The sequence below is a fragment of the Kribbella catacumbae DSM 19601 genome (assembly GCF_000372465.1).
GTDB lineage: Bacteria > Actinomycetota > Actinomycetes > Propionibacteriales > Kribbellaceae > Kribbella > Kribbella catacumbae.
Genome location: NZ_AQUZ01000015.1, coordinates 1 through 25,792, shown reverse-complemented (window position 1 = coordinate 25,792; position 25,792 = coordinate 1). Strand labels below are relative to the sequence as shown.

The following is a 25,792-nucleotide window of genomic DNA, read 5'->3' as shown; positions in this document are numbered from 1 at the left end:
ATGGCGCTCAAGGTTCATCACCTGCGTCCGGCGCCTGGGGCCAAGACCGCCAAGACCCGCGTGGGTCGTGGTGAAGGCTCCAAGGGCAAGACGGCCGGCCGCGGTACCAAGGGCAGCAAGGCCCGCAACAACATCCCCGAGAACTTCGAGGGTGGCCAGATGCCGCTGCACATGCGGCTGCCGAAGCTGAAGGGCTTCAAGAGCAGGAACCGAGTGGAGTTCCAGGTCGTTAACCTGGACAAGCTCGGACAGCTGTTCCCCGAAGGAGGCGAGGTCGGTGTCACCGACCTGGTCGCCAAGGGTGCGGTCCGTGACAGTCTCCCGGTGAAGGTGCTGGGAGACGGCGAGCTCACGGTTGCTCTGCAAGTTTCGGTGCACAAGTTCTCGAAGTCCGCCAAGGAGAAGATCGCGGCGGCCGGAGGAACCACCACCGAGGTGTGAGTAACCAGGGCTCGTGCGAGCCAGCGCTTGTATATTGAGCGCTGGATGTCGGACGGGCCCTGGTTCGTCTCTTGCCCAGCTGCTTTGCTAGGCCCTGCCCTGCCCGGGGCGAGGGAAACTTGTGGGAGGACAGGGTGTTAGGCGCCTTTGCCAACGCGTTCAAGACTCCGGACCTGCGCCGGAAGATCTTGTTCGTGCTCTTCATTGTCGTGATCTTCCGGATCGGTTCCGTCGTACCGGCACCTGGCGTCAACGTCAAGTCGCTGGACACCTGTCTGAAGCTGTCCCAGTCAGGCGCGAACGCGAACCTCTACAACCTGATCAACCTGTTCTCCGGCGGGGCACTGCTGCAGCTCGCGATCTTCGCGCTCGGCATCATGCCGTACATCACCGCCAGCATCATTCTGCAGCTGCTCACCGTGGTCATCCCGCGGCTGGAGTCGCTGAAGAAGGAGGGCCAGGCGGGTCAGACCAAGATCACCCAGTACACCCGGTTCCTGACCGTCGGGCTGGCGGTCCTGCAGGCGACCGCGTTCGTCGCGCTCGCCCGGACGCCCGGCCGGCTGTTCCAGGGCTGCAACGAGCCCCTGCTGTACAAGGACGGCTGGTTCCCGGTCGTCGTCATGGTGCTGACCATGACCGCCGGTACCGGCGTAGTGATGTGGCTGGGTGAGCTGATCACCGATCGCGGTGTCGGCAACGGCATGTCGATCCTGATCTTCACCCAGATCGTCGCCACCTTCCCGTCGCAGCTGTGGAGCATCCGCAAGTCCAAGGGCGTCGGCACCTTCATCGTCGTACTCGCCATCGGCCTGGTGATCATGGCCGCGGTCATCTTCATCGAACAGGCGCAGCGCCGGATCCCGGTGCAGTACGCCAAGCGGATGGTCGGCCGCAAGATGTTCGGCGGTACGTCGACCTACATCCCGCTGAAGGTGAACCAGGCCGGTGTGATCCCGGTCATCTTCGCCTCCAGCCTGATGTACCTGCCGGTGCTGGTCAGCCAGTTCAGGCAGGACGAGAAATGGGCGCAGTGGATCCAGGGCAACCTGGTCAAGGGTGATCACCCGATCTACATGGTGACGTATGTCGCCCTGATCATCTTCTTCACGTACTTCTACGTCTCGATTACCTTCAATCCGAAGGAAGTTGCAGACAACATGAAGAAGTACGGCGGCTTCATCCCCGGGATCCGGGCGGGCCGGCCGACCGAGGAGTACCTCTCCTACGTTCTGTCCCGCATCACGTTGCCCGGCGCGCTCTACCTGGCGGTCGTCTCGATGATCCCGCTGGTCGCCCTCGTTCTGCTCAACGCCAGCCAGAACTTCCCGTTCGGTGGTACGTCGATCCTGATCATGGTCGGCGTTGGTCTGGACACGGTGAAGCAGATCGAGTCGCAGCTGCAGCAACGTAATTACGAAGGGTTCCTGCGCTGATGAGAATGTTGCTGATGGGTCCGCCCGGAGCGGGTAAGGGTACGCAGGCAAAGGTGCTTGCGGACCGGCTCGGGATCCCGGCCGTATCCACCGGCGACATCTTCCGCGCGAACGTGAAGGACGAGACCGAGCTGGGTCTCGAGGCGAAGCGGTACATGGACGCGGGCAACTACGTCCCCGACGAGGTCACCAACGCGATGGTGCGCGACCGGTTGTCGGAGGCGGACGCGGGCGAGGGCTTCCTGCTCGACGGGTATCCGCGCACGTTGCCGCAGGTCGGCACGCTGGACGACATCCTGGCCGAGCACGGCCACCAGCTGGACGCGGTGGTCGCGCTCGTCGCGGACACCGACGTCCTGGTCGACCGGATGCTGCGCCGGGCCAAGGTGGACGGGCGATCCGACGACTCCGAAGAGGTCATCCGGCATCGCCAGGAGGTCTACACCGCCGAGACCAAGCCGCTGCTGCGGGTGTACGCCCAGCGCGGCCTGCTGGTCGAGGTGGACGGTGTCGGCGAGATCGAAGAGGTCAGCGAGCGCGTGCTCACGGCCCTGAAAACCCTGGAAGGGTAAGAGCAGTCAGTGATCTTTAAGGACCGCGGGATCGAGATCAAGACCCGCGAACAGATCATCTCCATGCGTGCGGCCGGCCTGGTGGTCGGCCGCACGCTGGAACTGCTCCGAGGCGAGGTCAAGGCCGGCCTCACCACCGGTGACCTCGACGCGATCGCCGAGGACTCCATCCGGTCGGCCGGCGCGACGCCTTCGTTCAAGGGCTACCACGGCTTCACCGGCTCCATCTGCGCGTCGGTGAACGACGAGATCGTGCACGGCATCCCGGGCGGCCGGGTGCTGGCCGACGGTGACCTCATCTCGATCGACTGCGGTGCGATCGTCAACGGCTGGCACGGCGACGCGGCGATCACGGTGCCGGTCGGCGAAGCCACTCCGGAGCTGCTCGAGCTGGCCCGGATCTGTGAAGAGTCGATGTGGCGCGGCTTCGCGGCCGCCAAGCTCGGTGGCCGGCTGACCGACATCTCGGCGGCCGTGGAGAGTCACGTGCGCGCCAGTTCGGCGTACGGGATCGTCGAGGACTTCGTCGGGCACGGGATCGGGTCGGCGATGCACCAGCCGCCGAACGTGCCGAACTTCGGCAAGGCCGGCAAGGGCCCCAAGCTGATCGAGGGTCTCGCGCTCGCGGTCGAGCCGATGCTCACGCTGGGCAAGCAGGAGAACCACACGCTCGAGGACGACTGGACGGTCGTCACGGACGACGGCCTGGCCGCGGCCCACACCGAGCACACCTTCACGCTGACGCCGCAAGGCCCGTGGGTGCTGACCGCCCTCGACGGCGGCGAAGCCAAGCTCAAGGAGCTCGGCGTCACCTTCGGTCCCCTCGCAGACTGACGCTGGCGTCCGCCCATCGGGGGACGCAGCGGGTCCTGGGCTGAGGCACACTTGAGGCATGCCCAGTCAGTACCAGCCACACCAGCGCTTCACCGAGGCCGACCGCGACAAGATCGCCGGGCGGTTGCGGGACGCCTTCGCCGACGGGCGGCTGGATCAGCCCGAGTTCAGCTCGCGGCTCGACCAGCTGTACTCCGTCCAGACGTACGGCGAGCTGGAACCGCTGGTGCGTGACCTGCCCCCGGTACGGACCTACCAGACCCCGGCGATAGTGCAGAACACGAAGCCCACGCCCGCCCCCGGTGAGTTCCCCGAGCGGCAGAAGAACAAGCAGGCCGAACAGCACGGGCTGCGCAACCTGGGTGGCGGCTTCACTGGCGTCGTCTTGATCAACGTCGTCATCTGGTTCGTCATCGGTCTGGGCAACGGCGGCCACTGGCCGCACTTCTGGCCCGTCTGGCTGCTGATCCCGTGGGCGATCATCGTCATGGGCCAACTCGGAAAGCGACGTTGACGGCGGCCCCGGTCAGTCGCCACACCCGGCGTCCGCGACTGCGGCCGGACTGGGTGTGGCAACTGCGCCAGGGGTCGGCCCTGGTTTTCGTTCTGTGGTTCGTGGTCGCGGTCCCGCTGGTGATCGCCGGACTGCTGCTCGAACCGCGGTGGGTCGGCTGGGTGGTACTGAGCTGGTTCCTCGTCCTGGTGCTCTTCACACTGGCGATGCGGCTGGCCGACGGCCGGTTGCGGCGCGCCTGGGGTGACGTCGCCGAGCAGCTCGGCTGGCAGGTCGACGCGGACGATCCCAGAATGCTGGACCGCTGGCCGTTCCCACCGTTCAGCACTGACCCTGGGGCCGAGATCGTCGACGTCACCTCGGGCAGGCATCGCGGCCGGGAGTTCCTGACCGGCCGCTTCCGGCACAAGGTCGGCAGACGTCAACTGGGCTTCGACTTTCTCGAGCTGGCCGTCGACCGGCCGCTGCCGCCACTGCAGGTACTGCCGACCGCGCTGGCCAAGGTCGCGGCGGCAAGCCTGCTGCCGATCGGGCTCACCATCGACGGCCTTCCCGGCACGTACCAGCTGTTCAACGGTCGCGAGGATCTGGCCGCCGAGGTGCTGCATCAGCGTGCGGCCGAGGCGCTCGCGCAGGTGCCGCCCTTCGGCTTCAGCTGTGAAGGACGGCGCTTCGTCGTCATCCTGCCCGCCTACCGCGACACCAGTACTGCGCTCGCGCAACTGGACGCCGCCTGCGACCTACTCGACCTGATGCCAGAACACGTCTGGCAAGCCGGCGAGCAGTGGCTCGCCACCAGACCCCTTTAGTTCTTGGCGAGTAGCCGTACGAGCACGGCCATGTCCTCGTCGCCGTGGCCCTCGGCGACGGCTCGGTCGAGGAGGGTCCGGATCGGCAGCAGCACCATCGGGTCGACGCCCTGTGCCTCGGAGGCGTCGATGAAGTTGACGAACGCGGCCGCCTGCATGGCGAGGTTGGAGGCGGCCGCGCCCGGCGCAGCGCCGTACTCGAGATCGTTCGCGATGCCGCTGGCCGAGCCGATCATGGCGGTGAGCCAGGGGACGAGCAGGTCGGCGGTGAACGCGGTCGGTGAGATCTTCTCGCTGGAGATCATCGCCAGTGCGTGCGCGGCGCCGCCGAACATGCCGTACATCGCGCTGAGCAAGGCCAGATCCTGCAGCGCCGCAAGCCCGGCGTCGCTACCGACGTACGTCGGCTTGCCCAGTACTGCGAGGTCGTCCTGGTACTGCGCGATGGCCTCCGGCGAACCGCTGTAGAGGATGAACGCGGCCGGTCCGCCGATCATCGCGGGCACGGCCATGATGCCGCCGTCCAGGTACTGCGCGCCGTGCTGCGCGGCCCAGTCGGCAGCACGCCGGGCCTGCTCGGGAGTGCCGTTGGTGAGGTTGACCAGAGTCCGCCGGGCCAACTCGGACGCGACGGGCTGGAGGGTACTGCGTACGGAGGCGTCGTCGAGCAGGCAGGCGACGATCAGCGGGCTCGCCGCGATCGCGTCGCCGACGGTCTTGGCCCGGGTGACGCCGAGGTCGTCGAGTTCGGGGGAGCGGCCGGGGGTGCGGTTCCAGACGGTGGTCGGGTGGCCGGCGACCAGGAAGGTCCGGGCGAGGGCGGTGCCCATCGCGCCGAGGCCGAGGACGGTGACAGGAGTCTTCATGTGGTCCAGGCTGTCCTGAGAGCTATAGAGTGAACAAGTACCGACTAAATAGTCAGGTACTTACCAAAAAGTCAGTGAGGTGGAGCGATGGCAGCCGTCCGGCCGTACACCTGCGGGCTCGACGCCGCCGCGGACGTGATCGGCGGCAAGTGGAAACCGCGCATCCTCTGGGCGCTGCACCACGGGCCACGGCGATTCGGTGAGTTGCGCAAGGAGGTCACCGGCGTCACCGAGAAGATGCTCATCCAGCAGCTGCGCGAGCTGGAGAGCCGCCACATCGTTCACCGCGAGGTTTTCCACCAGGTTCCGCCGAAGGTCGAGTACTCTCTGACTGAGCTTGGTGAATCTCTCAACATCGCGTTGATGCCCCTGGATCAGTGGGGCGCCGACCACATGACCGAGATCGAGGCCTCCCGCCCCTGCTGAGGAGCGGTACCGGGGCCCGATTGGGTTTTGGGTGGGTGAGTGCCGTAGACTCTTTCCTTGGCCCTTCGTGGCCTCTTCTCGTGCTGCCCAGTGCGGTGCGGGTCGGTAGTACCACCATTCAGTTGTCGTCTACAGAAGTGCGAGGACATGCCCAAAAAAGAGGGAGTAATCGAACTCGAGGGCACCATCGTCGAGGCCCTGCCGAACGCGATGTTCCGTGTTGAGCTGTCCAACGGGCACAAGGTGCTCGCGCACATCAGCGGCAAGATGAGGCAGCACTACATCCGGATCCTCCCCGAGGACCGGGTCGTCGTGGAGCTGTCGCCGTACGACCTCACCCGGGGTCGCATCGTCTACCGGTACAAGTAACCAAGCCACCTGTCGAAGAAAGAAGCTCGATGAAGGTCAATCCGAGCGTCAAGAAGATCTGCGACAAGTGCAAGGTGATCCGCCGTCATGGCCGGGTCATGGTGATCTGCGAGAACCCGCGGCACAAGCAGCGGCAAGGCTGATTCAGCCCCACTCGCGTTTCCTGCACTTTCGCACCACACAGCGCGCACGCTCATCCGGCACCGCACCAAGCCGGATGCTGCCCCCGGAACAGAGGCCGGGGCCTTGCCGGTGAACAACAAACTCACCGAGGCGGGCAAGGACGCGGCGCGCCACCACACCTCTGCCGACGAAAGGAACACCGCCACATGGCACGCCTCGTAGGAGTTGACCTTCCGCGCGACAAGCGCATCGAGGTCGCTCTCACCTACATCTTCGGTGTAGGTCGTACTCGCGCCCTGAAGACGCTCGAAGCCACCGGCATCTCCGGTGACAAGCGCGTCCACGAGCTGGGCGACGAAGAACTGGTCAAGCTCCGGGACTTCATCGAAGGCAACTACAAGATCGAAGGTGACCTCCGTCGTGAGGTGACCGCGGACATCCGCCGCAAGATCGAGATCGGGTCGTACCAGGGTCGCCGGCACCGCAGCGGCCTGCCGGTGCGTGGTCAGCGCACGCGGACCAACGCCCGCAGCCGTAAGGGTCGTCGCAAGGCGATCGCCGGCAAGAAGAAGAAGTGACCCGGATGATTCACTGCCTCGACCTTCCCAGGAGTAACTGACTTATGCCTCCCAAGAGCCGCACGGCGGCCGGCGCGAAGAAGGTGCGCCGCAAGGAGAAGAAGAACGTGGCCGCCGGCCACGCGCACATCAAGAGCACGTTCAACAACACGATCGTGACGATCACCGACCCGACCGGCGCGGTCATCTCGTGGGCTTCCGCGGGCACCGTCGGCTTCAAGGGTTCGCGCAAGTCGACCCCGTTCGCCGCGCAGATGGCAGCCGAGGCTGCCGGCCGGCGCGCGATGGAGCACGGCATGCGCAAGATCGACGTCTTCGTCAAGGGCCCCGGCTCCGGCCGTGAGACCGCGATCCGTTCGCTGGGTGCGGTCGGCCTCGAGGTCGGCACCATCCAGGACGTCACCCCGACCGCCCACAACGGATGCCGCCCGCCCAAGCGGCGCCGGGTCTGATCCCAGAGAGAGGCAGGTAGCTAACAATGGCCCGTTACACCGGACCCATGACCAAGAAGTCGCGCCGTCTCGGGGTCGACCTCGTCGGCGGCGACAAGGCGTTCGAGCGTCGTCCGTACCCGCCGGGTATGCACGGCCGCGGCCGTCCCAAGGAGAGCGAGTACCTGCTCCAGCTTCGTGAGAAGCAGAAGGCTCGTTACGCCTACGGTGTGCTCGAGAAGCAGTTCAGCCTGTACTACAAGGAGGCCTCGCGGCGTCCTGGTAAGACCGGTGACAACCTGCTGATTATCCTCGAGTCCCGTCTCGACAACGTCGTGTACCGCGCCGGACTGGCCCGGACCCGTCGTCAGGCGCGTCAGCTCGTCGTGCACGGTCACTTCACCGTGAACGGCATCAAGGTGAACATCCCGTCGTACCGCGTTTCGGCGCACGACGTGATCGACGTCCGGCCGAAGTCGGTCGAGATGACGCCGTTCATCATCGCCAGGGAGACCCACTCCGAGCGAGTGGTTCCGGCCTGGCTCGAGGCGCTGCCCGAGCGGCTGCGGATCCTCGTGCACCAGCTGCCCACCCGGGCACAGATCGACACCCAGGTCGCAGAGCACCTGATCGTCGAGCTCTACTCGAAGAACTAGCAGTACAAGCTGGCTTTACCCCCAGCCGGACTCATCATCGGTCCCTTGTGTCCCTCGCAGCCAATTGGCGAGCTGTGGACCATGAGGGTTCGAGGGACACAAGGGACCGATGATGAGTCGGTTGGTGGTAAGGCTGGGCTTCGAGGAAATACGGTTCGCGGCCTCAAATAGTGGTCGTCGCGAGAGTTAAGGAAGTAAGAACAGTGCTGATCGCACAGCGTCCCACCCTGGCCGAAGAGGTCGTCGACGAGCACCGCTCGCGGTTCGTGATCGAGCCGCTCGAGCCGGGCTTCGGTTACACCCTCGGCAACTCCATCCGCCGTACCCTGCTGTCGTCCATCCCGGGCGCGGCGGTGACCAGCATCAAGGTCGACGGGGTACTGCACGAGTTCTCCACCGTCGCCGGGGTGAAGGAAGACGCCACCCAGCTGATCCTGAACCTCAAGGACCTGGTCGTCTCCTCCGAGCACGACGAGCCCGTCACCATGTACCTGCGCAAGCAGGGCCCCGGTGACGTGACCGCCGCCGACATCGCGCCGCCGGCCGGTGTCGAGGTGCACAACCCGGACCTGAAGATCGCCACCCTGAACGAGAAGGGCCGGCTCGAGATGGAGCTGGTCGTCGAGCGGGGCCGCGGTTACGTCTCCGCCGTTCAGAACAAGTCCGCGGACGCCGAGATCGGCCGGATGCCGGTCGACTCGATCTACTCCCCGGTCCTCAAGGTCACCTACAAGGTCGAGGCGACCCGTGTTGAGCAGCGCACCGACTTCGACCGCCTGGTCGTGGACGTCGAGACCAAGCCGTCGATGCTGCCCCGCGACGCCGTCGCGTCGGCCGGTAAGACGCTGGTCGAGCTGTTCGGCCTGGCCCGTGAGCTGAACGTCGAGGCTGAGGGCATCGACATCGGCCCGTCGCCGGTCGACGAGCAGATGGCGGCCGACCTGGCCCTGCCGGTCGAGGACCTGCAGCTGACCGTCCGGTCCTACAACTGCCTCAAGCGTGAGGGCATCCACACCGTGGGTGAGCTGATCTCGCGCAGCGAGCAGGACCTGCTGGACATCCGCAACTTCGGCTCCAAGTCGATCGACGAGGTCAAGCTGAAGCTGGCCGAGATGGGCCTGTCGCTGAAGGACTCGCCCCCCGGCTTCGACCTGCGCGCCGCCGCCGAGGCGTATGGCGACGACGCCGAGGACGAGGACGAGAGCTTCGCCGAGACCGAGCAGTACTGAGCTAGCACGGCCCATCCAAGGCCCTCACCCGGGCCTGAGAATTTCCTGGAGTAAAGAGAGATGCCTACCCCTACCAAGGGATACCGCCTCGGTGGCAGCGCGGCGCACCAGAAGCTGATCCTCAGCAACCTGGCGACCTCGCTGTTCGAGCACGGTGCCATCACCACCACCGCGACCAAGGCCAAGCGCCTGCAGCCGCTGGCGGAGTCGATGATCACCAAGGCCAAGCGCGGCGACCTGAACTCGCGTCGTCAGGTGATGAAGCGGATCCGCGACAAGTCCGTCGTGCACGTGCTGTTCACCGAGATCGGTGAGCGGTACGCCGACCGTCCGGGTGGTTACACCCGGATCACCAAGCTCGGCCCGCGCAAGGGCGACAACGCCCCGATGGTGAGGATCGAGCTGGTCGAGGCACTGACCGACTCGCCGAAGGCCAAGAAGGCCGCGGCGAAGAAGGCCCCGGCCAAGAAGGCACCCGCGAAGAAGGCGGCGGCCAAGGACGAGGCCGAGGACGCAGCGGTTCAGGATGTCGTCGCGGGCAAGTACGAAGGCTCCGCGGCTCCTCTGGACGGCGGCGCCGCGCCCGAGGGCTTCGACATCAAGGGCAACGAGAACTCGATGAAGTACCACACCACCGAGTCCCCTTGGTACGACCAGACCGAGGCTGAGGTCTGGTTCAAGACCGAGGAGGCCGCTGAGGCGGCCGGCTTCGCCAAGGCCGGCGAGACCGAGGACAAGTAGCACTCAGCAACTCCCAGCGCCCCTCCACCTTTCGGGTGGAGGGGCGCTGCTGCGTTAGATTGCCCTGTGCGCTGGCGGATCGATCTCAGGTATGACGGCACCGAATTCCACGGCTGGGCCCGTCAGGAGGCCCTCAGGACCGTCCAGGGGGTGTTTGAGCAGGCACTGGCCACCGTCCTGCGGCAACCCGAGCTACCGACGGTGACCTGCGCCGGCCGGACCGACACTGGCGTCCACGCCAGGGGGCAGGTCGTGCACGTCTGGCTGCCCGAGGGCCTGGTCGCCCGGAACCTGGTGCACCGGCTCAACGGCGTACTGCCGGACGACATCTGGGTGAGCGGTGCCGGGGAAGCCGCTGAGGGCTTCGACGCCCGCTTCTCGGCGCTGTGGCGCCGCTACGTCTACCGGATCTGTGACGACCCCGCCGCCCGGGACCCACTGACCAGGAACCACGTACTGCGGGTCCTCCAGCCGCTCGACGTGGACCGGATGAACGAGGCCTCCGCGCGCCTGCTCGGCGAGCACGACTTCGCCGCCTTCTGCAGGCGCCGTGAGGGGGCGAGCACGGTTCGCGCCCTGCAGGAGTTCAGCTGGCGCCGTACTGCGCCGGGGCTGGTCGAGGCGACTGTGATCGCCGACGCCTTCTGCCACTCGATGGTGCGAGCCTTGGTGGGGTCGATCGTCCCGGTGGGCGACGGACGCCGCCAGGTGGATTGGCCGGCCACTGTGCTGGCCGGGCGAGTCCGGGACTCGGCAGTTACCGTACTGCCCGCCCACGGGCTCACCCTGGAGGAAGTGCGGTACCCAGCAGATGACCAACTGGCAGCGCGGGCCATAGAGGCTCGCAATGTCAGAGGAGAGGTGCACACGCGTGGCTGACCACTACTTCTCGGCAGAGCCGACCTCAGCCGACGTACGGCGTACTGTCGAGGGCCGGATCTGGGGGAAGGACTACACCTTCACCACGGCGACCGGTGTCTTCTCCCGGGACCGCCTGGACCGCGGTACGTCGATCCTGCTGCGGGAGGCGCCTGCTCCGACCGGTGGCGGCACCTATCTGGACCTGGGTACCGGCTACGGGCCGATCGCGTGCGCCCTGGCAGTTGAGGACCCCAAGGCTCAGGTCTGGGCGGTCGACGTGAACACCAGGGCGCTGGAGCTCACGGCGGAGAACGCGAAGGCGGCCGGGGTCGCCGCCAGGGTCCACCCCGCGCTGGTGGACGACGTACCGGCGGATCTGCGGTTCGACCAGATCTGGTCGAATCCGGCGATCCACATCGGCAAGCCCGAGCTGCACAAGATGCTGCTGCGCTGGCTGGTCCGGCTTGCCCCCGGTGGCGTGGGATGGTTCGTCGTCGGCAAGAACCTCGGTGCGGACTCGCTGCAGCGCTGGCTGACCGAACAGGGCTACCCCTGTGAGCGGACCGCCAGCGCGAAGGGCTTCAGAGTATTGCGGGTCACTGCAACGAACGAGGATCCAGCGCCGTCCTGAGGGTATGGAGGCAGCCTTGGCGGAAGCAGAGGCGCAGTCCAGTGCGATCGACTTCGAGTCGTGGGTGACCGAGAAGGCGGACGCGCTGCTGCGGTTCGCCTATGTGCTGACGGGCGACCACCAACTGGCGGAGGACGCCGTCCAGGACGCGTTGACGACGGCTTGTGCGCGTTGGGGCCGGGTCAGCCAGGCCGACGACCCCGAGGCGTACGTGAAGCGGATGGTGGTCAATGCGCACATCTCGTGGTGGCGGCGGTTCCGTCGCCGTGAGGCGCCTGCCGCAGAGCCGACCAGGACCGCTGCAGCCGCACCGGACGGCACAGCCAGCAGAGCCGATGCAGAAGCCGTCTGGGCGCTCTGTGCGACCTTGCCGGACAAGCAACGCGCTGCAGTCGTGCTCCGCTTCTACGAGGAGCTGTCGTACGCCGAGATCGCAGTACTGCTGCACTGCGCGGAGGCCACGGCCAGGTCGCACGTGCACCGGGCCCTGGCAGTCTTGAAGAACACGCTGAGCAAGGAAGGAGCCGAGGATGCCTGAGCCGGATGAGCAGGAGCTCGGCCCGCAGCTCGCGGACGCCTTCCAGAGCAAGGCCCACACCGTGCAGGGCCTGCGAGACCGCGGCCTGGCCCGTGAGGCGCGCAGGCGGGTCCACAAACGCCGCCAGACGCTGATCGCCGGCTCTGCGGCCGTAGTGGTCGCAGTAGCGATCGGTGGGGTGTGGGGCGCCATCGGAGCTCCGTCGCCGATCCCCACGAGTACCGGTGACAACCAGAGCAGCGCACAGGACTCCGGCGGTGGCACGGACTCGAAGAACCAACCGGAAGCGGCGGCCAGCGCGTGTCCCGCACAGCATCCGATCCTCACGGCCGCCGGCCACGAGGCAGTGGCGCCCGGGACGGGCCTGGACCTGGACACCCCGGTCTTCGGCTTCGAGGCCTGCCGGTACCGACTGGTCGAGGGCGAGCAGCTGCTACTCGGTTCAGCCACCTTCACTGCGACCACTGCCCGGCAGGTCGTCGACGCGATCAAGGTGCTGCCGGAGCGCAATCCGAGCCTGCCGGTGTTCAAGTGCACCGCCGAGACGGCCCGGCCGAAGGAAGCGATCGTGCTGCGCTTCGACACCGCGACCGGCATCCGCGAGATCTGGGTCGGGTACGACGGCTGCGCGTCGGCCGGCTTCTTCACCGGCACCCGCACGTACGGGCTCTACGCCGCGCCGCTCAATCTCTTCATGAAGGGCGGCGTCCGGCCGGTCGGTGGCATCTACCTCGACCACCTAAAGGGATGGTGACTGCCCCTTCTGGGCATCCGGCTTCGCCCGGAGGGGGCGCACGTTGTCGGGCGTGGTCGCGGGCGAGTCCACGGCCTGTACCGGCGCGTGGCTGGCGGACGGCTGGTCCAGGAACTTGCGCAGCTGCGCTACCTCGGGGTCGATCTGCAGAGCCGCCTGCTGCTGGTGCTCGCGGTAGTGGTTCTCGATGCCGTTGAGCGTGGTCGTCAGCGAGGCAACGGTCTGCTGCCCGATCTGATGACCGGCGATCAGTTTGCTCATGTCGCTCTGCTCACTGTCGTGCAGCGCCTTCAGCGGAGCGAACTGCGTCCGCATGGCGTCCATCACCTGCCCCCGTACGGCGTCGCGGTGCTCGGCCGGCACCAGGTCGCCGAGGCGCTGCTCCACCAGGTACTGCGCGGTCGCCGACCAGCGTTGCGCCCGGCCAGTGGCGGCGATGTTCTGCCGCAGGTACTCGGGTGAGGCGCCGGTGAGCTCGGACACCCCTTTGATCAGCTCGTCCGTGCCCGCGGTGTACGCCGGAGAGGTGTCGTCCGGCTGGTGACCGGTGAGACCGGGGACCACCTGGTCCATGCCGATGTCCCGGATGACGTCGTCGACGTTGTTCTGCGCCCAGTCCTCGACGAGACCTTCCTCGAGCGAGACGTTGTCCGGCTCGTACAGCCCGACGGCGTCCGGCGCGTTCAGATCGCCGGGCCAGCTGGTCAGGTGCTTGGCCTCGTGGCTGACCGTCGTGACCGCCTGGCGCAGCGTTTCCAGCTCGTCGTCGTCGAGCTGCTGGCCCTGGTACGCCTTGACCACCAGGTCGAGCGCCTCGCGGTCGACGGTCAGGCCGCCGCTCTCCAACGCCGATCCGGCGTTGCCCGGGAGGGGCTCTTCGAACAACTCACGGTTCCACCGCGACGGTACGCCGGTCCGCCGGGCGACCGCGTCGACCACAGCGGCGGCCCACTGGTACTCGAAGGTGTCCGGGCGGATACCTCTCGCGATCACCATCCGATCCTCACGGCGACGACCTTACGGGCGATAACAATTCGCGGCCGGATCGGGTGCCGGTCAGACTGGGGGCATGGGTCACGTCGAGGTTGCGGGGATCGGGTTCGAGTTGCCGGACGGACGGGTGTTGCTGGACGACATCACGTTCCGGGTCGGGGACGGGGCCAAGGTCGCCCTGGTCGGGGCCAACGGCTCGGGCAAGACGACGCTGACCAAGATCATCGCGGGGGATCTGAAGGCGCACAGTGGCAGCGTCGCGCGGTCCGGTGGGCTGGGCGTGATGCGGCAGTTCGTCGGGTCGGTGCGGGACGAGACGACCGTGCGCGACCTGCTGCTCGGCGTCGCGCCGGACCGGATCCGCGCGGCCGCGGCCAAGCTCGACCAGGCCGAGCTGGCGATGATGGAGGCCGACGACGAGAAGACCCAGCTGCGCTACGCCCAGGCGGTGTCCGACTGGGGCGAGGTCGGCGGCTACGACGCCGAGGTGCTCTGGGACGTCTGCACGATGGCCGCCATCGGCATCCCGTTCGACAGCTGCCGGTGGCGTGAGGTGAAGACGCTGTCGGGTGGAGAGCAGAAGCGCCTGGTGCTGGAGGCCCTGCTGCGCGGGCCGGACGAAGTACTGATGCTGGACGAGCCGGACAACTACCTCGACGTACCGGCCAAGCGCTGGCTCGAGGAGCAGCTCAAGACGACGCAGAAGACCGTGCTCTACATCAGCCACGACCGGGAGCTGCTGGCCAACACCGCGACCCGGATCGTCACCGTCGAATTAGGGGCCGCAGGCAACAGCATCTGGACGCACGGCGGGGGCTTCGCGTCGTACCACGAGGCACGCAAGCACCGGTTCGAGCGGCTGGAGGAGCTGCGCCGCCGCTGGGACGAGGAGCACGCCAAGCTCAAGGCGCTGGTGCAGATGTACAAGATCAAGGCGGCCTACAACGACGGACTCGCGTCGCGCTACAAGGCGGCACAGACCCGGCTGGCGAAGTTCGAGGAGGCCGGACCGCCGCAGGCGATCCCGCGCGAGCAGAAGGTCAGCATGCGGCTGACCGGCGGCCGGACTGGCAAGCGCGCCGTCGTCTGCACCGGCCTGGAACTGTCGGGGCTGATGAAGCCCTTCGACCTCGAGGTCTGGTACGGCGAACGCGTGGCCGTCCTCGGCTCCAACGGCTCAGGCAAGTCACACTTCCTGCGGCTGCTCGCGAACGGCGGCTCCGATCCCGACATCGAGCATCAGCCGGTCGGCGAGATCGTGATCCCCTCGGTCGCGCACACCGGCAACGCCAAGCTCGGCGCGCGAGTACGGCCGGGCTGGTTCGCGCAGACGCACGAGCACCCTGAGCTGGCCGGCCGCACGCTGCTGGAGATCCTGCATCGCGGCGACGACCACCGCGACGGGATGGGCCGCGAGCTGGCCTCGCGCAAACTCGACCGGTACGAGCTGGCGCACGCCGCCGAACAGACCTTCGACTCGTTGTCGGGTGGCCAGCAGGCACGGTTCCAGATCCTCCTGCTGGAGCTGTCCGGCGCCACTCTGCTGCTGCTCGACGAGCCGACCGACAACCTGGACGTCGAGTCCGCCGAGGCCCTCGAGGAAGGCCTGGACTCCTTCGACGGAACGGTTCTGGCGGTCACCCACGACCGCTGGTTCTCCCGCGGCTTCGACCGCTACCTGGTCTTCGGCAGCGACGGCACCGTCTACGAATCCCCAGAACCGATCTGGGACGAGACCCGGGTCCAACGCGCCCGCTAGTCGGCGCGGCACCAGCCCTGGCGGTAGGCGGTCCAGTGGTCTGGGGTGGCGGCGAAGTCGACGTACAGGGCCAGGCCGAAGTTTTGGCGGTTCGAGGTGCCGAGGCCGAGTTGGGCGCCGCGGACGGCGGCTTCGACGGTTTCGGCTGAGCCGCGGTGGGAGAAGTTGTCCTCCCAGTAGAACGGGAGGCCCATCAGGAGGTCGACATGGTCCGGGGTGACCTCCAGGGCCATCTCGGTCTGCTGGACGAGGTAACCGCCGTACAGGGATTCCAGCGGCATCCAGGTGTCGTAGGACATGACGGCGATCTGCTCGACCCGGCTCGCGACGTCGCGGAAGTACGACTTCGACCACCACTTGCTCATCCCGCTGATGCCCGCCACTACTCCGTTCATGCCCGGCGCCGGGTTGAGCTGCGCGGCGGCGACCGAGAGCGGTACGCCGCGCTTCGACGTCATCGCGTGCACCTGATCCAGCAACGCCAGGAAGCCCTTGGAGCCGGAGCGGACCGGTTCCAGGTCGAAGTGGATGCCGTCGAAGCCTTGCGCGAGGACCTGCTCGGAGGTGGTGGTCACCCGGCTACGGACCTCCGCGTCGTCGATGTCCATGCCGGGATTCTTCTCCGGCTGGAGTACGTCACCGAGCCACGCCTGCACGCGGATCTTCGGCATCGCCTTGTGCACGGCATCGGTGAACCAGCGGGCCTTGGGGGAGATCTTCGCCAGCGGCAGGGTGCCGTCGTGTTCGAGTGGACCGGTGTGGACGTAGAGGTCGCGGATGCCCGTGCCGTCCAGTTGCTTGGCCAGCGCCGCGATGTCGGCGTCCGTCTTCCGCCCGTCGACCCAGGCATGCCCGAGCCAGATGGCGTCCTTCCCGCGGGTCTTGGCTTCAGCTGACGGCTCGCCCGTGTACGCCAGCCGCAGCGAGACCGCCAATGCGCCCAGCGGCAACGGGATCAGCAGCACGAACGCCAGGATGAGGCTGACCAGGATTTTGCGTCGTCGCGACCAGCGCTTCATGAGCGCAGGCCGTCGTAGACGAGCTCGAGCATGCGATCGCGGACGGCCGGTTCGAGCCCAGCCGCGGTGGCACCCCGGGAGGCGCCGACCAGCAGGGCATAGACCTCAGCGAACCCCGCATCACGCCGTACTGCGCCCGCTTGCTGAGCGCGATCGAGCAGTACTCCGAAGGCCGCGCGCATCCCCGCGCCGGCCTCCTTCGCGGCCTCGCCGGCGGCCGATCCGGAAGCGCTGAGCGCCTCGGCGATGGCCAGTTTCGACGCCGACTCGGACACCACCTGGGTGAAGAAGCCGAAGAACGCGGACCCGGCGTCGTCATGCCCGGCCAGCTCGATCGCGCGATCCCGGAGCCGCTCCAGCCGCACCGTCAGTACCGCCTCCAGCAACTCGACCTTGGTCGGGAAGTGCCGGAAGACCGTGGCGATCCCCACTTCGGCGAGTTTGGCGACCTCCTCGGTCGAGGCGTTCGGCGCCTGGCCGAAGACGTCCTCGGCGGCGATCAGGATCCGGGCCCGGTTGTCCCGGGCATCCGCACGCAACGGCCTCATCGCACTCCTAGCTGTGGTCGGCACTCGACAGCCTAGGAGACGCCCGAAAGCCGCCGGAGGTTGTAAACGGAGTCAGGACTCCCTATATTCGGAGTCGATACTCCGTTTACTCCAGTGAGGACAACACACCCGATGACTCCTGAAGAGGTCTTTCGGCGCCTGGTGCAAGGCGTCGCTGGCCGCGATCTCGCCGCGCTGCCGGCCCTGTACGCCGAGCAAACCGACGTCCGGCACCCGATGTCGCCGTACGGGGATCACCCGCTGCTCAGCCGGGACGCACTGCGCGAGCACTTCAACGGCGCCGGGCCGCGGGTGGCGGAGGTGATCCGGTTCCAGCCGGACGCGATCCGGGTTCACCAGACCCAGGATCCGGAGGTGATCGTCGCGGAGTTCGACTACGCCGGCACAGTGATCGCGACGGGGGAGTCGTTCCGGGTGCCGTGCGTTTTCGTCCTGCGGGTGCGCGACGGGCTGATCGTCGAGTCGCGCGACTACATCGACCATGTGGCGATGGCCCGGGCTCGCGGCCAGCTCGACCAACTGATCGCGGTACTGCGGGAACCGGCGCCGGCGCAGGACGCGTCGTAGTACCCAGAAGCGCAGAAACGGCCCCGGTCCCAGGCAGCGAAGCCGGACCGGGGTCGTTCCCAATCTCCCCAGCTCAAGCGTTGACCCTTCGCGCACCGAGGGGCGACACACTCAGCGCCTTGGCCGCGATCACGAGACCCGCCGCGGCCAGCACGATGTCCTTGAACACGTACTGCGCCTCCAGGGTCGGCGTCCCGGGGAACAGATCCCCGAAGAACAGCACCAGCGGCGACATGATGCCGACCAGTGACATTCCCAGCACCAGCAGCCCGGTGCGCAGGAACTTCCCGGTCACCAGCGTGATGCCGATGAAGCACTCCATCACCGCCGTGAGCAGCAGCGCGGCCTGCCCGTCGATCATCCCCAGCGTGAGGGTGTCGATGGTCCGGATCACCAGCGCCTCGGCGGGGCTCGCGCCAGGGAAGAACTTCAGCGCTCCGAAGGCCAGGAACACCAGCCCCAGACTGACGCGCAGGATGTCGACGCTGCTCCGGCCCAGCCAGCCGGCGATCTTGTTGCCTTGGGCAATTGACATGTTCATGATGGCTTCTCCCGATCGGTCCTTGATGACCCCTTCAGCCTCCCGGGAACACCCCCTCTACCGCGTCGGGCCGACGGCTGCACTCGCAGTACCGCAGCGGCGGTAGTACGCCGTACTCCGGACTGGGCCGCTCGGCGTAGCCCTAGGGGTTCCCCTGATGCCGCCGGGAGTAGCGAACGGCCCCCCGACCATGGCGGTCGAAGGGCCGTTCAGGTGGAGCGGGTGGGTCAGCGATCGCCCATCGGGACGTACTGGACGCCACGGGCGCCGGTGTAGATCTGCTTCGGCCGGGCGATCTTCTGGTCGGTGTCGCCGAGCGACTCCAGCCACTGCGCCAGCCAGCCCGACGTCCGCGGGATGGCGAACAGGACGGTGAACATCTCCGGCGGGAACTGCAGGGCCTCGTAGATCAGGCCGGAGTAGAAGTCCACGTTCGGGTAGAGCTTGCGGGAGACGAAGTACTCGTCCTCCAGCGCGATCTTCTCCAGCTCGACGGCGATCTTCAGCAGCGGGTTGATCCCCGTCACCTCGAACACGTCGTCGGCGGCCTTCTTGATGATCTTGGCGCGCGGGTCGTAGTTCTTGTAGACCCGGTGACCGAAGCCCATCAGCCGCTCTTCGCCGGCCTTCACGCCCTCGATGAACGACGGCACGTTGTCGACCGAGCCGATCCGGCGCAGCATCTTCAGCACCGCCTCGTTGGCGCCGCCGTGCAGCGGGCCGTAGAGCGCCGCGATGCCGCCGGTGACCGCGGAGTACGGGTCGACCTGGGTGGAGCCGATCGCCCGGACCGCGTTGGTGGAGGCGTTCTGCTCGTGGTCGGCGTGCAGGATGAACAGGATCTCCAGCGCCCGCACCAGCCGGTCGTCGGCCGCGTACTTCGGCTCGCTCATCTTGAACAGCATCGACAAGAAGTTGGCCGCGTAGCTCAGCTCGTTGTCCGGGTAGACGTACGGCTTGCCCTGCGCGTGCCGGAAGGAGAACGCGCCCAGCGTCGGCATCTTGGCGATCAGCCGGCGGATCTGCAGCGCCCGCGACTCCTCGTCGAAGATGTCGCGCGACTCCGGGTAGAACGTGGACAGCGCGCCCACCGAGGCGAGCAGCATGCCCATCGGGTGCGCGTCGTACCGGAAGCCCTGCATGAAGGTCTTCAGGTTCTCGTGCACGAACGTGTGATACGTCACGTCATGGACCCAGGCTTCGTACTCCGCCTTGTTCGGCAGCGCGCCGTTCACCAGGAGGTACGCGACCTCCAGGTAGTTCGACTGCTCGGCGAGCTGCTCGATCGGGTAGCCGCGGTACTCCAGGATGCCCTTGTCACCGTCGATGAAGGTGACGGACGACCTGGTCGAGGCCGTGTTGACGAAGCCGGGGTCGTAGGTGGCCAGGCCACCGTCCCCATCGGACGCGCTGATCTGCTTGAGGTCGGCGGCACGGATGGTGCCATCGGTGATGGCAAGGTCGTAGTCCTTGCCGGTCCGGTTGTCCCGGACGGTGAGCGACTGTTCGGTCACAATGCCCTCTTCGGAAGCTGGCGTCATCGTCCGGTGATTTGAGGGTTATCGTCGCCGGCGGGACGCGGATCGGACTGCAATCTTCACCGCTAAACTAGTGCTGTCCTCAGCTGCTTCCAAGCCGGGGTGCTCTGCTGGTGCGGGCTCGCTTTGACCCCGAGGCGTCCGCGCCGGTATTCTGGGCTGCTGTTGTGCGTTCCTGGTCCTCGCCGGTGTGATTGCGGGCCGCTCGCCGACGTACCAGTTCTAGTTTTGTCAACCTCTGAGAAACGAAGGTCAACGACCGTGCGCACGTACAGCCCGAAACCTGCTGACGTCACCCGTGAGTGGCATGTGATCGACGCCACCGACGTCGTGCTCGGTCGGCTCGCCGTCCAGATCGCCACCCTGCTGCGTGGCAAGCACAAGCCGACGTTCGCACCGCATATGGACGGTGGCGACTTCGTCGTCGTCATCAACGCCTCCAAGATCGCCCTGTCCGGCAACAAGCGGACCGACAAGCTGGCGTACCGCCACTCGGGTCACCCGGGTGGTCTGACGGCCACGCCGGTCGGCGAGATCCTCGAGAAGGACCCTCGCAAGGCCGTCGAGAAGGCTGTCTGGGGCATGCTCCCGAAGAACCGCCTGAGCCGGCAGCTGCTTGGCAAGCTCAAGGTGTACGCCGGTCCGGAGCACCCGCACACGGCCCAGCAGCCGAAGCCGTTCGAGATCACCCAGATCGCTCAGTAGTAGCGATCGCCGAGCCAGGTAAACGAGGATTCACAGCGTGAGCGACATCACCACCGAGACCGAAGAACTCGACACCGAGGTGCCGATCGACACCGAGGGTCCGGTTGCCTACACCTCCGAGACGAACCCGAGCCCGGAGCAGCGTGCCGAGTCCGGCCGCGTCGCGGTGATCAACCCGGCCGGCGCGACCGGCCGCCGCAAGGAAGCCGTGGCTCGCGTCCGGCTCATCCCGGGGACGGGCACCATCACCGTCAACGGCAAGCCGATCGACGTCTACTTCCCGAACAAGGTTCACCAGCAGCACGTGAACGAGCCGTTCGTGGTGGCCGGCCTCGAGGGCTCCTACGACGTCATCGCCCGGATCAACGGCGGCGGCATCACCGGCCAGGCCGGTGCGCTGCAGCTCGGGATCGCCCGCTGCCTGAACGCCGCGGACGAGGAGGCGAACCGTCCGGGTCTGAAGAAGGCCGGTCTGCTCAGCCGCGACGCGCGGATCAAGGAGCGCAAGAAGGCCGGTCTCAAGAAGGCCCGTAAGGCTCCGCAGTACAGCAAGCGCTGATCACCTGATGTCGCGTTTGTTCGGCACGGACGGAGTCCGTGGTCTGGCGAACGTGGATCTCACCGCGGAGCTGGCGCTCGACCTCTCGGTCGCGGCAGCTCACGTACTCGGCGAGGCCGGTGCCTTCGAAGGGCACCGGCCACGCGCCGTTGTGGGCCGGGATCCTCGTGCCAGCGGTGAGTTCCTCGAAGCAGCCGTGGTGGCCGGTCTGGCCAGCGCCGGCGTCGATGTCGTCCGGCTCGGCGTGCTGCCGACCCCGGCCGTCGCCTACCTGACCGGCTCGACCGGTTCCGATCTCGGCGTGATGCTGTCCGCGAGCCACAACCCGATGCCCGACAACGGTATCAAGTTCCTGGCCCGCGGCGGGATCAAGCTCGACGACGTGATCGAGGACGCGATCGAGGCCCGGGTGGGCGAGGAGTGGCAGCGCCCGACCGGCGCCAAGGTCGGCCGCGTTCTCGACGACGGCCAGGGCTTCGAGACGTACGTCTCGCACCTGGTCCGCTCGGCTCCGAACCGGTTCGACGGGGTGAAGGTGGTCGTCGACTGCGCCAACGGCGCGGCTTCGCTGACGGCACCGGAAGCGCTGCGCCGGCTGGGCGCCGAGGTGATCACGTACGCCGCCGCCCCCGACGGCCTGAACATCAACCTCAACTGCGGTTCGACCCACATGGAGGGTCTGCGCCGCGAGGTGATCGGCCACGGCGCCGACCTCGGCATCGCGCTCGACGGCGACGCCGACCGCTGCCTGGCCGTGGACGCCGACGGCGAGTTCGTCGACGGCGACCAGATCCTGGCCGTGCTCGCCCTGGCGATGCGCGACTCGGGCCGGCTGTCCAACGACACCGTGGTGGCCACCGTGATGAGCAACCTGGGCTTCGTCCAGGCGATGGTGCGGGAGCGGATCGCGGTCGAGCAGACCAAGGTCGGCGACCGCTATGTGCTGGAGTCGATGAAGGCCGGCGGCCACAAGCTCGGCGGCGAACAGTCCGGCCACGTCATCCTCTCCGACCACGCGACCACCGGCGACGGCACCCTCACCGCCGTCATGCTGCTGGCCCGCATGGCCCAGACCGGCAAGTCCCTGGCCGACCTGGCCTCGGTGATGACCCGCCTGCCGCAGGTCCTCGTCAACGTCCCGAACGTCGACAAGACCCGAGCCGGCACCGACCCCGCCGTACAGGCAGCAGTAGCCGCCGCCACCACCCGCCTCGGCGACACCGGCCGCGTCCTCCTCCGCCCGTCCGGCACAGAACCCCTCGTCCGAGTCATGGTCGAAGCCGAGTCCTCCGACACGGCCCACGAGGTAGCCCACGACCTAGCCACCATCGTGGAAACCTCCCTCAAGCTCTAGGCACGTACGACGGAGGAGCAGCCCCCACGCCGCTCCTCCGTCGCGGCTCCCACCCACCCCAAATCCGCCGCTCCTACGTCGCGCCTCGCGACCGCGCGGGTTCGCTTGGGCTGGGGTTTCGCCGTGCGAGTTCCGTCGTCGCCTGCTTACTGCCTCGGCAGAAGCTCCTGCCTCAGATCCGGGCAGGGACGGTGATGTGGAGGCGGCCGTTGTCGATGATGGTCAGGTCGCCGTTGTCCGCGCCGCTGGTGAGGTCGGCGACGATGGCGGGTACGCGGTCCTCGCGCAGCAGGATCGCCAGGTGGCATAGGTCTGACCCGCCGGTGAAGACGAAACCGGCGACGTGTCCTATCAGCCGCGACAAGATCACGTACGGGCGGCTGGCGGCAACGATTGGTGGCGAACGTAGCGTTGCGATCCGGGCCAGCAAGGCGGAGATGTAGCGGCTCTCGGGCACGTCGGCGTCGCCGCTGATCGAAACGATGGGTGCGACCGAGAGGCGGGCGAGAGGGGCGTCGTCCGGCAGGATCAGAAGTGGGCCACGCGCTGTTCCTGCGCTGAGGGTGCTACCCCGGCCGCTGCTGACCAAGCCGGCTTCGGTGGTCGAGTAGTCCAGGAAATGCGGTACACCAGCCTCCAGAACCCACTCCAGGAACGTCCCTGGATAAAGGTCGGTGAGTGTCTGGGTGAACTCGCCCATCTGCCGCAGGTTCTCGGCACTCCACGGTGCGGCTGCCTGCAGCGCCGCCCAGGATTGCTCGTCGGTTGAGGAAGGCAAGATGAGTGAGCCCGGGTTGGTCAGGCCTCGGTTGATGGCCAGCAGGCCGTCCGGGGAGTGCTCAATCGTGGTCGTGCCGTCTGGGTTGGCCCGGGTGACGGCGCCCGCGCTGCCGCGGATGAATGGCCGCAGAAGGATTGTGTGCCGGGATCGCGGATCGCCGTCCAGATTCAGGACAGTTCCCAGGAACGCCTGCAGGTCAGCGGCGGGAAGGATGTTCTGGCGGGCAGTTGGGCCAAGGTCCACTATGACCTCGCCGTCGAGCTGCTGCCACCACTGTGGTCTTGTCCCAGGCTCGGCCAGACCAGCCCCATTGAGAGTGATCAGCCAGCCGTCGTCGACCTTCACGCCGTGTCGGGAGGCGAGATGGAAGACGCTGCTGCGTTTGGTGGTGACGCTCAGGTAGACCTCGGCACATTCACCCAATCTGACGCCGTCCGGCAGACGGTCGCTGCAGTAAAGCGAGGTCGCGGTGAAGACCGGCCCGGTTGGCTCGGCGAGGGGCAGGGCGGCGGTGACCGGGCGGACCTGAAGCAGTCGTAGCCCGTCTGGCTGCCACGCCCATTCGATGTCGACCTCGTGTCCTAGGTGGATCCGTAGTCGGCTGGCCAGGGCAGCGATCTGGTCGTAGGGAGGGGGCGGGAGGGTCTGATCGGTGATGTCGTAGCTGCTCGTGGCGGTCAGGCCGGCAACCAGGTGCTCACCGGTCCCCACCGTTGCGCAGACCACAGTCCGATCTTCCTGAGTGAAGGCGACCCCGGCCAGGTCGGCAGCAACCATCTGCTGGACGATCACTCCAATGCGGGGGCCGGGATCGCCGTCTCCGACCCGGAGCCGGGCGACGACGGCGCTCGGGCTGTAGAAGGACACCCAGCAGGCGGCAACCGCTTCGGCTACTTCCGCGACCGTGGTGAGGTTCTGGAAAGCCTGCCACGTGACTATCACCGCGACCGTGGCCAGTACCTCGGCTCTTTGGCACGCGCACACATCCTTGCGGAGCAACCTGAGTTGGCAGCCGCAACTGCCGAAGAAGCGTACGGAATCGCGATCGCGACAGGCTCGACTCGTACCCTCGAAGACCTCCGCAGGACCATGCCCTCTGGGCTGGCCCCGTGGTCCCACATTCCCGAGGTCGGACGGTTTTGTGCGATGCTCGCGGCGGTCGAACCAGAGATTGGCGGAAGCTAAGTGTTCTCACTCTCCACGGACGCAGCACCAGGCCGGCCGAACGAAGACTTCGTCGTAGCCACGCCTGACCTGGCGATCGTTGTAGACGGCGCCGGTGTGCCGATGGGTGGTTGCCACCATGGCGTCGCCTGGTACGCGCAACAACTTGGCGCGGGTGCCCTGGCAGCCCTGGTCGGTCGGCCCGACCTTCTGCTGACAGAGGGCCTGTACGAGGCCCTAGCGGCGGTGGCCGCATCCCATGCCGACACGTGCGATCTGAGCGACCCTGGCACTCCTTGTGCGGCGGTCGGAATTCTCCGGCTCGGCACAGACACCGTAGACACACTCGCGCTCTCAGACGTAACCGTGATGGTTGAGAACGACCACGGCCCGCATATCACCTGCGATCTCCGAATCGAGGAGATCTCCGGCACTGAGCCGGAGGCCGTCGCCGGTCTCCTGTTCAACACACCTGAGCACAAGGCCGCCTTAACGGCGCTGGTCAGCAACCAGACCCGAACCCGCAACCGCCCTGACGGTTGGTGGGTTGCCGCAGCGGACCCGGAGGCCGCGCGTCACGCCGTCGCGAACAGCTATCCACGTTCCGCCGTTCGTAGGCTGGCAATCTTCTCAGACGGCGCGACGCGTCCGGTTGATCAGATGGGCTTGTACCGCTGGCCGGAGTACCTCGATCTACTCGACAAAGTCGGGCCGGCCGGACTCATCGCCCATGTCCGTGAGATCGAGACAGCTGACCCGGAAGGCGCTACTCACCCTCGAACGAAGCGACATGACGACGCTACGCTGGCGAGTTGGAGTTGTGAAAACGCCGCCAACTCCACCCCCCACTGAGCTGGCGAGACAGGCTCTGGGTCGAATCCGACGTACGCAGTCACCTCGCCGAAGCCGCCCACGTCGCGCCCCTCGCCCAGGCTCCACCGGCTCGCACGAAGAATGGGCACTGAGTAGCCGAGTGTGCAGCTTCCCGAACCCGAACCAACCTGATAGAACACCGTTCTCGTCTCAAATACACCGTTTTAGCCCTCGCGTCACTGCTCGACGACGTGGGCTGCAGGGTGGTTCCGCTGGACCCTCAACTCAGGTTCGGACCTCTGAGGATGAGGGCAGCTTCGGGGCATCGCGGGGCAGCATGTGGGAGACGTCGAGGGCTCTGACCAGGCGGGTCTAAGCTGCCTCGTGAAGACTCGGGTCAGTCCCTGGTAGCCCGTTTTGCGGGCAGGCCACACTGCCGAGGTTCCGGTACTTCAGAGCCCCTGGGTACGCCCGGGGGCTCTGCCGTTTCTGGCGGGGCCGGTGGGTGCTGCTCTCCGTGCCAGGCGTGGGCCGACGCGGTGCGCCTGCCGATGTGGCTGTAAACCCTCCGGCAAGGCAAACCCGCGCCTGAGTGCGAGCCGCGACGAAGGAGCGGCGGGG

At 67.1% G+C, this 25,792-nt stretch carries 31 protein-coding genes; 24 read left to right on the top strand and 7 right to left on the bottom strand.

Annotation, left to right across the window (positions count from 1 at the left end):
• The 6 genes from rplO to A3ES_RS0117240 all read left to right on the top strand — a co-directional run bounded on the left by rplO (position 1) and on the right by A3ES_RS0117240 (position 4,606).
• On the top strand, positions 1-441 hold the full coding sequence (rplO, locus tag A3ES_RS0117265; protein WP_020388091.1) for a 50S ribosomal protein L15: 441 nt from the start codon (positions 1-3) through the stop codon (positions 439-441).
• A gap of 134 nt (positions 442-575) precedes the next feature.
• Positions 576-1,877, top strand: coding sequence for a preprotein translocase subunit SecY (gene secY / locus A3ES_RS0117260; protein ID WP_020388090.1), 1,302 nt, complete (start codon positions 576-578; stop codon positions 1,875-1,877).
• Positions 1,877-2,449, top strand: coding sequence for an adenylate kinase (locus A3ES_RS0117255; protein WP_026162950.1), 573 nt, complete (start codon positions 1,877-1,879; stop codon positions 2,447-2,449). Before secY ends, A3ES_RS0117255 begins: the two co-directional genes overlap by 1 nt.
• A gap of 9 nt (positions 2,450-2,458) precedes the next feature.
• Positions 2,459-3,283: a type I methionyl aminopeptidase gene (gene map, locus A3ES_RS0117250; RefSeq protein ID WP_020388088.1), complete on the top strand. Its 825-nt coding sequence runs from the start codon at positions 2,459-2,461 to the stop codon at positions 3,281-3,283.
• Positions 3,284-3,341: 58 nt separating this feature from the next.
• The gene (locus A3ES_RS0117245; RefSeq protein WP_020388087.1) at positions 3,342-3,797 is read left to right on the top strand and encodes a DUF1707 SHOCT-like domain-containing protein; all 456 of its coding nucleotides are present in this window, start codon (positions 3,342-3,344) and stop codon (positions 3,795-3,797) included.
• Entirely contained in the window at positions 3,794-4,606 is an 813-nt protein-coding gene (locus A3ES_RS0117240) for a type III secretion system chaperone family protein (RefSeq protein WP_157630578.1), read from the top strand. The genes A3ES_RS0117245 and A3ES_RS0117240 overlap by 4 nt, the downstream gene beginning before the upstream one ends.
• Here the strand turns inward: A3ES_RS0117240 and A3ES_RS0117235 are convergent.
• The gene (locus A3ES_RS0117235; protein ID WP_020388085.1) at positions 4,603-5,472 is read right to left on the bottom strand and encodes an NAD(P)-dependent oxidoreductase; all 870 of its coding nucleotides are present in this window, start codon (positions 5,470-5,472) and stop codon (positions 4,603-4,605) included. The genes A3ES_RS0117240 and A3ES_RS0117235 overlap by 4 nt on opposite strands.
• Before the next feature lie 87 nt (positions 5,473-5,559).
• Here A3ES_RS0117235 and A3ES_RS0117230 point away from each other — a divergent pair, with 87 nt between their 5' ends.
• The 12 genes from A3ES_RS0117230 (at position 5,560) to A3ES_RS0117175 (ending at position 12,809) form a co-directional block, all read left to right on the top strand.
• The gene (locus A3ES_RS0117230) at positions 5,560-5,898 is read left to right on the top strand and encodes a winged helix-turn-helix transcriptional regulator (protein WP_020388084.1); all 339 of its coding nucleotides are present in this window, start codon (positions 5,560-5,562) and stop codon (positions 5,896-5,898) included.
• Between the two features lie 147 nt (positions 5,899-6,045).
• On the top strand, positions 6,046-6,267 hold the full coding sequence (gene infA / locus A3ES_RS0117225; protein WP_012923661.1) for a translation initiation factor IF-1: 222 nt from the start codon (positions 6,046-6,048) through the stop codon (positions 6,265-6,267).
• Between the two features lie 29 nt (positions 6,268-6,296).
• Positions 6,297-6,410: a 50S ribosomal protein L36 gene (gene rpmJ / locus A3ES_RS0117220; RefSeq protein WP_008361054.1), complete on the top strand. Its 114-nt coding sequence runs from the start codon at positions 6,297-6,299 to the stop codon at positions 6,408-6,410.
• Positions 6,411-6,596: 186 nt separating this feature from the next.
• Positions 6,597-6,968: a 30S ribosomal protein S13 gene (rpsM, locus tag A3ES_RS0117215; RefSeq protein WP_020388083.1), complete on the top strand. Its 372-nt coding sequence runs from the start codon at positions 6,597-6,599 to the stop codon at positions 6,966-6,968.
• Positions 6,969-7,012: 44 nt separating this feature from the next.
• Complete coding sequence (gene rpsK, locus A3ES_RS0117210) at positions 7,013-7,420, top strand: 30S ribosomal protein S11 (protein ID WP_012923659.1); 408 nt, start codon at positions 7,013-7,015, stop codon at positions 7,418-7,420.
• Positions 7,421-7,446: 26 nt separating this feature from the next.
• Positions 7,447-8,055 (top strand): 30S ribosomal protein S4, encoded by a 609-nt coding sequence (gene rpsD, locus A3ES_RS0117205; protein ID WP_020388082.1) that lies wholly within the window; start codon positions 7,447-7,449, stop codon positions 8,053-8,055.
• Between the two features lie 203 nt (positions 8,056-8,258).
• A complete protein-coding gene (locus A3ES_RS0117200; RefSeq protein WP_020388081.1) occupies positions 8,259-9,284 on the top strand; it encodes a DNA-directed RNA polymerase subunit alpha in 1,026 nt (341 codons plus the stop codon).
• Positions 9,285-9,344: 60 nt separating this feature from the next.
• The gene (gene rplQ, locus A3ES_RS57090; RefSeq protein ID WP_020388080.1) at positions 9,345-10,025 is read left to right on the top strand and encodes a 50S ribosomal protein L17, sunset domain variant; all 681 of its coding nucleotides are present in this window, start codon (positions 9,345-9,347) and stop codon (positions 10,023-10,025) included.
• Positions 10,026-10,091: 66 nt separating this feature from the next.
• On the top strand, positions 10,092-10,904 hold the full coding sequence (truA, locus tag A3ES_RS0117190) for a tRNA pseudouridine(38-40) synthase TruA (protein WP_020388079.1): 813 nt from the start codon (positions 10,092-10,094) through the stop codon (positions 10,902-10,904).
• A complete protein-coding gene (locus tag A3ES_RS0117185) occupies positions 10,897-11,517 on the top strand; it encodes a class I SAM-dependent methyltransferase (RefSeq protein ID WP_020388078.1) in 621 nt (206 codons plus the stop codon). Before truA ends, A3ES_RS0117185 begins: the two co-directional genes overlap by 8 nt.
• A gap of 16 nt (positions 11,518-11,533) precedes the next feature.
• A complete protein-coding gene (locus tag A3ES_RS0117180; protein WP_237744980.1) occupies positions 11,534-12,055 on the top strand; it encodes a SigE family RNA polymerase sigma factor in 522 nt (173 codons plus the stop codon).
• Positions 12,048-12,809, top strand: a complete 762-nt coding sequence (locus A3ES_RS0117175; protein ID WP_020388076.1) for a hypothetical protein — start codon at positions 12,048-12,050, stop codon at positions 12,807-12,809. Before A3ES_RS0117180 ends, A3ES_RS0117175 begins: the two co-directional genes overlap by 8 nt.
• On the opposite strand, the gene A3ES_RS0117170 is transcribed toward A3ES_RS0117175, so the two are convergent.
• Positions 12,795-13,802 carry a hypothetical protein gene (locus A3ES_RS0117170; RefSeq protein WP_157630577.1) on the bottom strand — a complete coding sequence of 336 codons (1,008 nt, stop codon included), beginning with the start codon at positions 13,800-13,802 and terminating at the stop codon, positions 12,795-12,797. The genes A3ES_RS0117175 and A3ES_RS0117170 overlap by 15 nt on opposite strands.
• 76 nt (positions 13,803-13,878) lie before the next feature.
• Between A3ES_RS0117170 and A3ES_RS0117165 the strand changes: the two genes are divergently transcribed.
• Positions 13,879-15,561, top strand: a complete 1,683-nt coding sequence (locus A3ES_RS0117165) for an ABC-F family ATP-binding cassette domain-containing protein (RefSeq protein WP_020388074.1) — start codon at positions 13,879-13,881, stop codon at positions 15,559-15,561.
• On the opposite strand, the gene A3ES_RS0117160 is transcribed toward A3ES_RS0117165, so the two are convergent.
• Both A3ES_RS0117160 and A3ES_RS0117155 read right to left on the bottom strand, forming a co-directional pair.
• On the bottom strand, positions 15,558-16,580 hold the full coding sequence (locus A3ES_RS0117160; protein WP_020388073.1) for a glycoside hydrolase family 18 protein: 1,023 nt from the start codon (positions 16,578-16,580) through the stop codon (positions 15,558-15,560). The two genes, A3ES_RS0117165 and A3ES_RS0117160, sit on opposite strands and share 4 nt — an antisense overlap.
• Positions 16,577-17,128 carry a TetR/AcrR family transcriptional regulator gene (locus A3ES_RS0117155; protein WP_020388072.1) on the bottom strand — a complete coding sequence of 184 codons (552 nt, stop codon included), beginning with the start codon at positions 17,126-17,128 and terminating at the stop codon, positions 16,577-16,579. The genes A3ES_RS0117160 and A3ES_RS0117155 overlap by 4 nt, the downstream gene beginning before the upstream one ends.
• A gap of 132 nt (positions 17,129-17,260) precedes the next feature.
• Here A3ES_RS0117155 and A3ES_RS0117150 point away from each other — a divergent pair, with 132 nt between their 5' ends.
• Positions 17,261-17,716, top strand: a complete 456-nt coding sequence (locus tag A3ES_RS0117150) for a nuclear transport factor 2 family protein (RefSeq protein WP_020388071.1) — start codon at positions 17,261-17,263, stop codon at positions 17,714-17,716.
• A 73-nt stretch (positions 17,717-17,789) separates the two neighbouring features.
• On the opposite strand, the gene A3ES_RS0117145 is transcribed toward A3ES_RS0117150, so the two are convergent.
• Positions 17,790-18,257 carry a DoxX family membrane protein gene (locus A3ES_RS0117145; RefSeq protein WP_020388070.1) on the bottom strand — a complete coding sequence of 156 codons (468 nt, stop codon included), beginning with the start codon at positions 18,255-18,257 and terminating at the stop codon, positions 17,790-17,792.
• Positions 18,258-18,484: 227 nt separating this feature from the next.
• Positions 18,485-19,771 carry a citrate synthase gene (locus A3ES_RS0117140; protein ID WP_020388069.1) on the bottom strand — a complete coding sequence of 429 codons (1,287 nt, stop codon included), beginning with the start codon at positions 19,769-19,771 and terminating at the stop codon, positions 18,485-18,487.
• A 285-nt stretch (positions 19,772-20,056) separates the two neighbouring features.
• On the opposite strand from A3ES_RS0117140, the gene rplM reads away from it, so the two are divergent.
• Genes rplM through glmM form a run of 3 tightly spaced genes read left to right on the top strand, consistent with a single transcriptional unit; the run spans position 20,057 to position 22,413 of the window.
• Positions 20,057-20,500 (top strand): 50S ribosomal protein L13, encoded by a 444-nt coding sequence (gene rplM, locus A3ES_RS0117135; protein ID WP_020388068.1) that lies wholly within the window; start codon positions 20,057-20,059, stop codon positions 20,498-20,500.
• Between the two features lie 37 nt (positions 20,501-20,537).
• Complete coding sequence (gene rpsI / locus A3ES_RS0117130; protein ID WP_020388067.1) at positions 20,538-21,059, top strand: 30S ribosomal protein S9; 522 nt, start codon at positions 20,538-20,540, stop codon at positions 21,057-21,059.
• 7 nt (positions 21,060-21,066) lie between these two features.
• Positions 21,067-22,413 (top strand): phosphoglucosamine mutase, encoded by a 1,347-nt coding sequence (gene glmM, locus A3ES_RS0117125; protein ID WP_020388066.1) that lies wholly within the window; start codon positions 21,067-21,069, stop codon positions 22,411-22,413.
• Positions 22,414-22,585: 172 nt separating this feature from the next.
• Here the strand turns inward: glmM and A3ES_RS0117120 are convergent, their stop codons facing one another.
• Entirely contained in the window at positions 22,586-24,136 is a 1,551-nt protein-coding gene (locus tag A3ES_RS0117120) for a PEP/pyruvate-binding domain-containing protein (protein ID WP_157630576.1), read from the bottom strand.
• A gap of 591 nt (positions 24,137-24,727) precedes the next feature.
• On the opposite strand from A3ES_RS0117120, the gene A3ES_RS54075 reads away from it, so the two are divergent.
• Positions 24,728-25,210 carry a hypothetical protein gene (locus tag A3ES_RS54075; RefSeq protein ID WP_157630575.1) on the top strand — a complete coding sequence of 161 codons (483 nt, stop codon included), beginning with the start codon at positions 24,728-24,730 and terminating at the stop codon, positions 25,208-25,210.
• The last annotated feature ends 582 nt before the right edge of the window (positions 25,211-25,792 follow it).

Bases quoted from the DNA above. Each gene is read 5' to 3' on its own strand.
- A3ES_RS0117245 (WP_020388087.1), top strand. From the start codon at position 3,342: ATGCCCAGTCAGTACCAGCCACACCAGCGCTTCACCGAGGCCGACCGC.
- rplO (WP_020388091.1), top strand. From the start codon at position 1: ATGGCGCTCAAGGTTCATCACCTGCGTCCGGCGCCTGGGGCCAAGACC.
- rpmJ (WP_008361054.1), top strand. From the start codon at position 6,297: ATGAAGGTCAATCCGAGCGTCAAGAAGATCTGCGACAAGTGCAAGGTG.
- rpsD (WP_020388082.1), top strand. From the start codon at position 7,447: ATGGCCCGTTACACCGGACCCATGACCAAGAAGTCGCGCCGTCTCGGG.
- A3ES_RS0117155 (WP_020388072.1), bottom strand. From the start codon at position 17,128: ATGAGGCCGTTGCGTGCGGATGCCCGGGACAACCGGGCCCGGATCCTG.
- rplQ (WP_020388080.1), top strand. From the start codon at position 9,345: ATGCCTACCCCTACCAAGGGATACCGCCTCGGTGGCAGCGCGGCGCAC.
- A3ES_RS0117160 (WP_020388073.1), bottom strand. From the start codon at position 16,580: ATGAAGCGCTGGTCGCGACGACGCAAAATCCTGGTCAGCCTCATCCTG.
- glmM (WP_020388066.1), top strand. From the start codon at position 21,067: ATGTCGCGTTTGTTCGGCACGGACGGAGTCCGTGGTCTGGCGAACGTG.
- A3ES_RS0117145 (WP_020388070.1), bottom strand. From the start codon at position 18,257: ATGAACATGTCAATTGCCCAAGGCAACAAGATCGCCGGCTGGCTGGGC.
- A3ES_RS0117235 (WP_020388085.1), bottom strand. From the start codon at position 5,472: ATGAAGACTCCTGTCACCGTCCTCGGCCTCGGCGCGATGGGCACCGCC.
- rpsK (WP_012923659.1), top strand. From the start codon at position 7,013: ATGCCTCCCAAGAGCCGCACGGCGGCCGGCGCGAAGAAGGTGCGCCGC.
- infA (WP_012923661.1), top strand. From the start codon at position 6,046: ATGCCCAAAAAAGAGGGAGTAATCGAACTCGAGGGCACCATCGTCGAG.
- A3ES_RS0117165 (WP_020388074.1), top strand. From the start codon at position 13,879: ATGGGTCACGTCGAGGTTGCGGGGATCGGGTTCGAGTTGCCGGACGGA.
- A3ES_RS54075 (WP_157630575.1), top strand. From the start codon at position 24,728: ATGGTTGAGAACGACCACGGCCCGCATATCACCTGCGATCTCCGAATC.
- A3ES_RS0117150 (WP_020388071.1), top strand. From the start codon at position 17,261: ATGACTCCTGAAGAGGTCTTTCGGCGCCTGGTGCAAGGCGTCGCTGGC.
- rpsM (WP_020388083.1), top strand. From the start codon at position 6,597: ATGGCACGCCTCGTAGGAGTTGACCTTCCGCGCGACAAGCGCATCGAG.
- A3ES_RS0117230 (WP_020388084.1), top strand. From the start codon at position 5,560: ATGGCAGCCGTCCGGCCGTACACCTGCGGGCTCGACGCCGCCGCGGAC.
- A3ES_RS0117175 (WP_020388076.1), top strand. From the start codon at position 12,048: ATGCCTGAGCCGGATGAGCAGGAGCTCGGCCCGCAGCTCGCGGACGCC.
- A3ES_RS0117255 (WP_026162950.1), top strand. From the start codon at position 1,877: ATGAGAATGTTGCTGATGGGTCCGCCCGGAGCGGGTAAGGGTACGCAG.